Source organism: Alcanivorax sp. HI0044, from assembly GCF_001634945.1.
Window position 1 is genome coordinate 1 of sequence record NZ_LWEZ01001119.1, and the last position, 8,124, is coordinate 8,124.

At 59.5% G+C, this 8,124-nt stretch carries 7 protein-coding genes; 6 read left to right on the plus strand and 1 reads right to left on the minus strand.

What is annotated here, in order from left to right:
- The 3 genes from A3730_RS13375 to A3730_RS13385 all read left to right on the plus strand — a co-directional run.
- Nucleotides 1-635: methyltransferase domain-containing protein (locus A3730_RS13375; RefSeq protein WP_156501201.1), on the plus strand; the 635-nt coding region annotated here is incomplete at its 5' end.
- Nucleotides 632-2,008 carry a Trk system potassium transporter TrkA gene (gene trkA / locus A3730_RS13380; RefSeq protein ID WP_063538233.1) on the plus strand — a complete coding sequence of 459 codons (1,377 nt, stop codon included), beginning with the start codon at nucleotides 632-634 and terminating at the stop codon, nucleotides 2,006-2,008. The genes A3730_RS13375 and trkA, both read left to right, overlap by 4 nt.
- 114 nt (nucleotides 2,009-2,122) lie before the next feature.
- Nucleotides 2,123-3,574: a TrkH family potassium uptake protein gene (locus A3730_RS13385; protein WP_063520359.1), complete on the plus strand. Its 1,452-nt coding sequence runs from the start codon at nucleotides 2,123-2,125 to the stop codon at nucleotides 3,572-3,574.
- Between the two features lie 192 nt (nucleotides 3,575-3,766).
- Here the strand turns inward: A3730_RS13385 and A3730_RS13390 are convergent, their stop codons facing one another.
- Nucleotides 3,767-4,915, minus strand: a complete 1,149-nt coding sequence (locus A3730_RS13390; RefSeq protein ID WP_063520358.1) for an alkane 1-monooxygenase — start codon at nucleotides 4,913-4,915, stop codon at nucleotides 3,767-3,769.
- A gap of 152 nt (nucleotides 4,916-5,067) precedes the next feature.
- Between A3730_RS13390 and A3730_RS13395 the strand changes: the two genes are divergently transcribed.
- The 3 genes from A3730_RS13395 to A3730_RS13405 all read left to right on the plus strand — a co-directional run.
- On the plus strand, nucleotides 5,068-5,736 hold the full coding sequence (locus A3730_RS13395) for a GntR family transcriptional regulator (RefSeq protein WP_063520357.1): 669 nt from the start codon (nucleotides 5,068-5,070) through the stop codon (nucleotides 5,734-5,736).
- Between the two features lie 239 nt (nucleotides 5,737-5,975).
- Complete coding sequence (locus A3730_RS13400; RefSeq protein ID WP_082872369.1) at nucleotides 5,976-7,940, plus strand: marine proteobacterial sortase target protein; 1,965 nt, start codon at nucleotides 5,976-5,978, stop codon at nucleotides 7,938-7,940.
- Nucleotides 7,927-8,124: hypothetical protein (locus A3730_RS13405; RefSeq protein ID WP_231883957.1), on the plus strand; the 198-nt coding region annotated here is incomplete at its 3' end. The genes A3730_RS13400 and A3730_RS13405, both read left to right, overlap by 14 nt.

The following is an 8,124-nucleotide window of genomic DNA, read 5'->3' on the forward strand; positions in this document are numbered from 1 at the left end:
TGCAGGACGAAGCCGCCCAACTGCCCGCCGAATTGCTGCAGGCCCCGGCCAACGGCCGCATTCTGGACGCCTGCGCCGCCCCCGGCGGCAAAACCGGGCAGCTGCGCGAGAAATTCCCCGCCACAGACCTCACCGCCCTGGAGCTGGAAGGCAAGCGACTGGCCCGCATCCGCGAGAACCTGGCGCGACTGGGCACCGACGTCACCCTGCTGCAAGGCGACGCCAGCGACCCGCAATCCTGGTGGGACGGCACCCCCTTCGATGCCATCCTGCTGGACGCACCCTGCTCCGCCACCGGCATCCTGCGCCGCCAACCCGATGTGAAATGGCACCGCAAAGCCTCGGACATTCCCGCACTGGTTGATTTACAAGCACGCATGCTGGATGCACTATGGCCGCTGCTCAATCCCGGCGGCATGCTGGTGTATGCCACCTGTTCGGTGCTGCGCGACGAGAACGACCATCAGGTTCGTGACTTCCTGCAACGCCAGCCGCAGGCCCGGGATGTGACGCCACGGCCGGAAGGGGCCACAATGGTGGACGCAGGGTGGCAGCTGTTCCCGGAACAACACGGTCCGGACGGTTTCTACCTGGCTTGCCTGCGTAAAGAATCGGGGGCCCGACTCAGTTCATGAAAATCATTATTCTCGGTGCCGGCCAGGTGGGCGGCACTCTGGCCGAAAACCTGGCCAATGAACGCAACGACATCACGGTCATCGACACCGATGATGAGCGCCTGCGCGAGCTGGGTGACCGCCTGGATATCGGCACCGTGCGCGGCATGGGCTGCTACCCGGCAGTACTCAAGGAAGCCGGCGCCGAAGACGCGGACATGCTGATCGCGGTGACCAACTCTGACGAGGTCAACATGATCGCCTGTCAGGTGGCTTACTCCCTGTTCCGCACCCCCTCCAAGATCGCCCGCATTCGCACCGCCCACTACACCAGCCGCTCGGAAAAACTGTTCAACGAAAACGCCCTGCCCATTGATGTGATCATCAGCCCTGAACAGGTAGTGACTGACTACATCAAGCGCCTGATTGAACATCCTGGCGCCCTGCAGGTGGTGAACTTCGCCGGTGGCCGGGTACAGCTGGTGGCAGTGCGCGCCTATTACGGTGGGCCGCTGGTGGGCAACGAGCTGCGTGAATTGCGCAAACACATGCCCAACGTGGATACCCGCGTCGCTGCTATTTTCCGCCGTGGCCGACCGATCATCCCGGAAGGCAACACCGTGATCGAAGCCGACGATGAAGTCTTCTTCATCGCCGCCAAGAACGACATCCGTGCGGTCATGAGCGAGCTGCGCCGCCTGGAGCATAACTACAAGCGCATCGTGATCGCCGGCGGCGGCAACATCGGTTACCGGCTGGCCAAGACCATTCAGCATCGTTACAACGTCAAAGTGCTGGAGCGCATGCCCAAACGGGCGGAATGGCTGGGCGAGAAACTGCATCAGACCGTGGTGCTGCAAGGCCTGGCCACCGACCGGGACGAACTGCTCAAGGCCAACATCGAAAACACCGATGTGTTCTGCGCGCTCACCAACGATGACGAAGCCAACATCATGGCCTCCTTGCTGGCCAAACGGCTGGGCGCCCGCAAGGTGATGACGCTGATCTCCAATCCGGCCTACGTGGATCTGGTGCAGGGCCACGACATCGACATTGCCATTTCACCCCAGCAATCCACCATCGGCAGCCTGCTCAGCCATGTGCGCCGGGGCGATGTGGTCAACGTTTATTCCCTGCGCCGGGGCGCAGCGGAAGCCATTGAAGCGATTGCCCATGGCGACGCCAAGTCGTCCAAAGTGGTAGGGCGCGCCATCGATGAAATTGATCTACCGGAAGGCACCACCATTGGTGCAGTCGTGCGCGGCGAAAAAGTGCTGATTGCCCACGACCATGTGGTGATCGAACCGGACGACCACGTAATCCTGTTCCTGATCGACAAACGCCGCACCCGGGACGTGGAAAAACTGTTCCAGGTGGGCTTTACGTTTTTTTAGGATGAGACGCCAGATGCCGGACGCAGGACGCCCGACAGAAAAAACAAAGCGCACCTTTTTAGCGTCAGGCGTCGGGCACCCTGCGTCCGGCGCCTCCTCTCCTGAGGAGGCACCATGCACTTCGCATTAATCTCAAAAATTCTCGGCCTGCTGCTGGTGGTTTTCAGCTTTACCATGATGCCACCGGTGGCCGTGTCTTACTGGTATCAGGAAGGCAGCGAAACCCCGTTCCTGATTTCTTTCGTCATTACCCTGGCGCTGGGCTTAAGCCTTTGGCTGCCGTTCTTCCGCAACAAAACCGAACTGCAAACCCGTGACGGCTTTCTGGTAGTCACCCTGTTCTGGTCCGTGCTCGGCGTTATCGGCGCGCTGCCACTGATCATCAGTGACGACGTCCCCGTGGGCTTCACCGATGCGGTATTCGAATCCGTCTCCGGGCTTACCACCACCGGCGCCACCATTTTATCCGGCATCGATTTTCTGCCCAAATCGGTGCTCTTCTACCGCCAGCAACTGCAGTGGCTGGGCGGCATGGGTGTAGTGGTACTGGCCGTGGCTATCCTGCCCATGCTCGGCATCGGTGGCATGCAGCTCTACAAGGCGGAAATCCCCGGCCCCATGAAAGACGCCAAGCTCACCCCACGCATTGCGGAAACCGCCAAGGCCCTGTGGTTTATCTACCTGTTCATTACCATTGCTTGCGCCTTACTCTACTGGGCATTTGGCATGACCATGTTCGATGCCATCTGCCACAGCTTCAGCACCGTATCCACTGGCGGCTTTTCCACCCATGACGCTTCCATGGCTTACTGGGACAACCCCCTGATCGACTGGACCGCCACCGCCTTTATCTTGATCGGCGGGCTCAACTTTGCCCTGCACTTTGCCATGTGGCGTGGCCGCTCACTGTTTGCCTACCTGCGGGATCCGGAATTTCGTTTCTTCATCGGTCTTTTCCTGATCTATACCGCCATCATCACCGCCGGCTTGCTGTTCTTTCATTATGACTTTACCTTCGATGACGCCCTTCGCCACTCTGCCTTTCAGGTCGCCTCATTCAGCACCGGGACCGGGCTGACCAGCACCAATGCCGCCGCCTTCCCGGGGTTTATTCCGTTTTTGTTGGTCTTTACCAGCTTTATCGGCGGCTGTGCCGGTTCCACCGGCGGCGGCATGAAAGCCGTGCGCGCCGCACTGGTTTTCCACCACAGCATTCGCGAACTGCGCCGCTTGATTTACCCCAACGGTGTATTCGCCCTGCGTTTTGGCCGCCAGTCGATTCCTGACCGGGTACTACAAGCCGTGTGGGGGTTCGTCGGTGTTTACATCACCATTTCGGTGATCTTTACCCTGCTTTTCACCATGACCGGCATGGACCTGGCCACCGCCGTCAGCGCCGTCGCGGCCAGCCTTAACAACCTGGGGGTTGGGATCGGCCAGGTGGGCGGCGGCTTCGCCAACATCACCGACAGCGCCAAGTGGATGATGACTATCCTGATGGTCGCAGGCCGCCTGGAAATCTTTACCTTGCTGGTACTGTTCACGCCGATGTTCTGGAAACAGTGAAGTAAAGGAGTAGCGCGAGGAGGGGAGAACCTGTCATGCCTTACCGCCTCGTGCTTCGCACGGTTCGCACCCTGAACGGTGCTCCTACAGCGACTTCGTTGAAAGCGTGCTAGCGACCATAAAAAAGCCCCGGCAATGCCGGGGCTTTCTTGTTCTAGCTGTTAACTTTTAATTATTAACTGTTAACTGCTTTTACGCGATATTGTTCACTCGCTTGCTGTCACGGAACAGCTGGTCCAGTTCGCCTTCGTAGTAGGCTTCCACCCGCGGGTTCATCACTTTTTTCCACAGCGGCGGGATCAGGGCCAGCACATACATGGTGGCGTAGCCTGCCGGTAGCTGGGGACTTTCCTCGTAGTGACGCAGCACCTGATAACGACGCTTGGCGTAGGCGTGGTGATCACTGTGACGCTGCAGCTGGAACAGAGCCAGGTTGGTCAGCAGGTAGTTGGAGTTCCAGCTGTGCGCCGGGGTCACCCGCTCGAAACGCCCTTTCTCGTTCACACGACGGTGCAGACCGTAGTGCTCAATATAGTTGATGATTTCCAGTGCCAGTGCGGCAAAGAAGCTCTGGCCCAGGAAGAACACCACACCCTGCCAGCCCCACAGCAACCCGAAGGTCACCGCAAACAAGGCAGAAATGCTGTACCACCAGATCAGCTCGTTATAGATACTGATGTTCTTCTTGCCCTTACGCTCCAGGTACTTCTTTTCCAGGCTCCAGGCATTGATAAAGTTATGCACGAACGCCTTGGGGAGAAAGTTGTACAGGCTCTGGTTGTAGCGGCTGGAAGACGCATCGTCCGGCGTGGATACATGGACATGGTGGCCACGCACATGCTCCACCTTGAAGCCCGCATAAGTCACTGTAGACAGCAGCAAACCGCCCATCCAGTTTTCGGCTTTCGGGTCTTTGTGGATCAGCTCATGGCCCAGGTTAATGGCGATAATGCCACCCACCGTGCCGATGGACACGATCCAGCCAATCTTGCCCAGCAAACCATAGTCATTGGTCATGAAAATATGGCCGGCGTAGAACAGCACCGCAATCCACACAAAGCCCATGGCAATGGCCGACACCCGATAGAAGATTTCCTCGCTCATGGTGGGAACCTGAACATCTTCGCTGGGATTGGTCGGGTCTTTACCGATCAGATAATCCAATACCGGAATAATCCCGAAGATAAAGACGTAAAGGAACCACGCCCAGTAGTCCTGAGTGCCACTATCCACACCCACGTAGGCCGAAAAAGGCACTAGCGGGACCATCAGCGCCCAAAACGTCAGATAGCCGTATTTTTTCATTTTTAGCATTACGTCAGCGTTCATGCTCTCGAACATGGCTCATACCTCGCTAGTTCAAGCCAAAAGTAACAGTCTCCAATGTGACGGTTAGGCTATCCATGATTTCTTGAATTGTCAAACAACTCATTTAGTGACATAGTATCGACCACGGAGGATAATTCCCGCCGAAGTCGAAAAGGACCTTTCTCATGTCGTTGAAAGCCGTCAGCCTGAGTGAACAGATTGCCCAGCATCTGGCCGAGCAGATCATCACCGGCACCCTGGCACCCGGGGCGCGCCTGCCGGAAAATGATCTGGCCAAGCAACTCGATGTGAGCACTAACTCACTTCGAGAGGCCTTTCGTTTGTTGGAAAAGCAACACCTGATTGAGTTGCAGCCGCGCAAGGGCGCACGGGTGTGCGACGTCACTGATGAGCAGGTTCACGACCTTTACGACTTCCTGTTCATGCTGCTGTCGCGACTGGCTGGCCAGGCCGCCAGCAACTGGATGCCCGGCCAGATTGAGGACATGGTGGAAATGCTGCCGCAACTGGAGCAGTACTATCAGGGCAATGACCTGCCCGCCGCCCACCAGCTGGCCTTCCGCTTTGTCGAACTGGCCACGGAACGTTTTGCCAACAACCGCTACCTGGCCGATGACATTATCGACCTGATCCCCCTGCTCAAGCGTTATACGTTTATCGCCCTGCAGGAAGACACCTCCGAGTTCGACGTTTCCCTGCAGCTGTTCAAGCGCCTGCTGGTCAACGTGGTCGGCCGTAACACCGCCGATGCCGAAGCAGACATTCGCGAATACGGCGAAAACCAGTGCCAGATCGTCCTGCACGCCATCGCCAAACGCCGCAACGCAGCGTAAAAAGCAATGAATAGTTAATAATGAATAATTAATAACGCGCGAAGCAGGTGTCTCTGTTTTTCTAATGCATGAGGCCGCGTCTACGAGGTAGGCGCGGCCTCATGCGTTTGCTCTTGGTGCTCGCGCAAGGTCGCGAACTATTAATTATTCATTATTAACTATTCATTGCCTCCCCACACAATCCCCACAAAACCTCCTTGTTGCCTTGCCATGCTGGCCCCCATCACAAGGAGGCCACCATGCAACTGACGCTTTTCTTCTCTCTACTGCTACTGACGTTCACCACCCGGGCGGACTGGCAGGATGAAGCCGCCACCGGCGCTCTACTGCTGGCCGATGACCAGGGACACATTCAGCCCGCCACCCTGCTGGACACCGACGCCCATATCACCGTCAGCGGCCCCGTGGCAGAGGTCACGCTGACCCAGCGTTTTCACAATCCCAGCCAGCAGTTTCGCGAAGGGCGCTACCTGTTTCCGCTACCGGAGAGCGCCGCCGTGAACGGCATGGTGCTGACCATTGGAGACCGGCGCATCGTTGGCAAAATCGACAGGAAGGCCGAGGCGGAAAAAACCTACCGACAGGCCCGCGCCAGTGGCAAGAAAGCCAGCCTGGTCAGCCAGCAGCGCCCCAACCTCTTCACCACCGCTGTGGCCAATATCGCTCCCGGCGAAACCGTGCAGGTGGAGCTGCATTACCAGCAGACCCTGAACGTGGACGGGCACCGCTTTCAGTTGCGCCTGCCTCTAACCCTGACGCCACGTTTTACCCCAGCCACGGAAGCACCCCATCCACTGGATTCCCTGCTGCGCAACACGGTAGCGCCCCCCGGCGGCACCGCCGAGACCGGCACCGCGTCCATCCACATCGACCTGGACGCCGGCGAGCGACTGGCCACACTGGGCAGCCCCAGCCACGCCATCCGCTACCAACGGCACGGGCGGCGCTACACCATTACCCCAAAAGCCGGCGCCATCGCCATGGATCGGGATCTGCTGCTTAACTGGGAACTGGAAGACACCGGCGAACCACTGGCCACCAGTTTTTATGAGCAAATCGACGGCGAGCACTACGCCCTGCTGATGGTGGTTCCACCGGAAACCGGCCACGCCACCACCCTGCCCCGGGAAACCCTGTTTATCATCGACAGCTCCGGCTCCATGGGTGGCGCCCCCATGCGCCAGGCTAAAGCCAGCCTGCAACTGGCCCTGCAACGCCTGAAGCCCGGTGACCGTTTCAACATCACCGATTTCGACAACCAACACACCTTACTGTTTGAAACGCCGGTCACGGTCAGCGATAACAGCCGCCAACAGGCGCAAGATTTCGTGGATGGCCTGCAAGCCAGCGGCGGCACTCACATGCTGCCGGCCCTCAGCGCCACCCTGAGTCAGCCCGTCAGCGACGGCTACCTGCGCCAGGTGATCTTTATCACCGATGGCGCCGTGGGTAACGAGAGCGGCATCTTCCAGGCCCTGCACCAACAGCTCGGCGAAGCCCGCCTGTTTACCGTGGGCATTGGCTCCGCCCCCAACAGCCACTTCATGACCCGCGCCGCCCAGTTCGGGCGCGGCAGCTTTACCTATATCAACGACCAGAACCAGGTGCAGCAGGGCATGGATACCCTGTTTCGCCGCCTGGAATCACCGCTGAGGCGCAACCTGCAGGTGCAACTCCCGAACGGCATCGTCGCCGAGCGTTGGCCGCAAAAGCTGCCAGACTTGTATGCCGGTGAGCCCCTGTTGGTGGCCATGAAGCTGTCCGCGCCAACGGAACACATCACCGTTAGCGGCTACGACACCCAACACTGGCAACAGCCGGTCACCCTGCCCACCGACAGCAACCACCCGGGCACCGCGAGCCTGTGGGCCCGGCGCAAGATCGCCGACCTGATGGACCGCATCACCCTGGGCGCCCCGGAAACCGACATCGCCCCACTGATCACCGACGTGGCCCTGCGCCATCAACTGGTCAGCCGCTACACCAGCTTTATCGCCGTAGAAGAGACCGTCTCCCGGCCCGCCCATGAGCCACTGCTGCACGACACCGTGCGAAACCAGGCACCGCACGGTACGCAACACACTGCGGCCTGGCCGGGCACGGCCACACCGGCGCCGCTGTTGTGGCGGCTGGCTGGCGTGCTGTTGGTGCTCTGCCTGCTGCTCTGGCTTCGTCAGCGAAGGCTGAACCATGGCGCGGCTTGAACGCGGGGTGCTGGCACTCAGTCTGGCGGGGCTTCTAGGACTCGCAGGCTGGGCCAGCTGGCTGGACGGCAAGGCCTGGCTGGCCCAGCACCTGATTGCCCACGCCTGGCAAACCACGCTTGAGCAAGACGCACCCCAGCGCCCCTGGCCCTGGGCAGACACCTGGCCGGTAGCGCGCCTCACC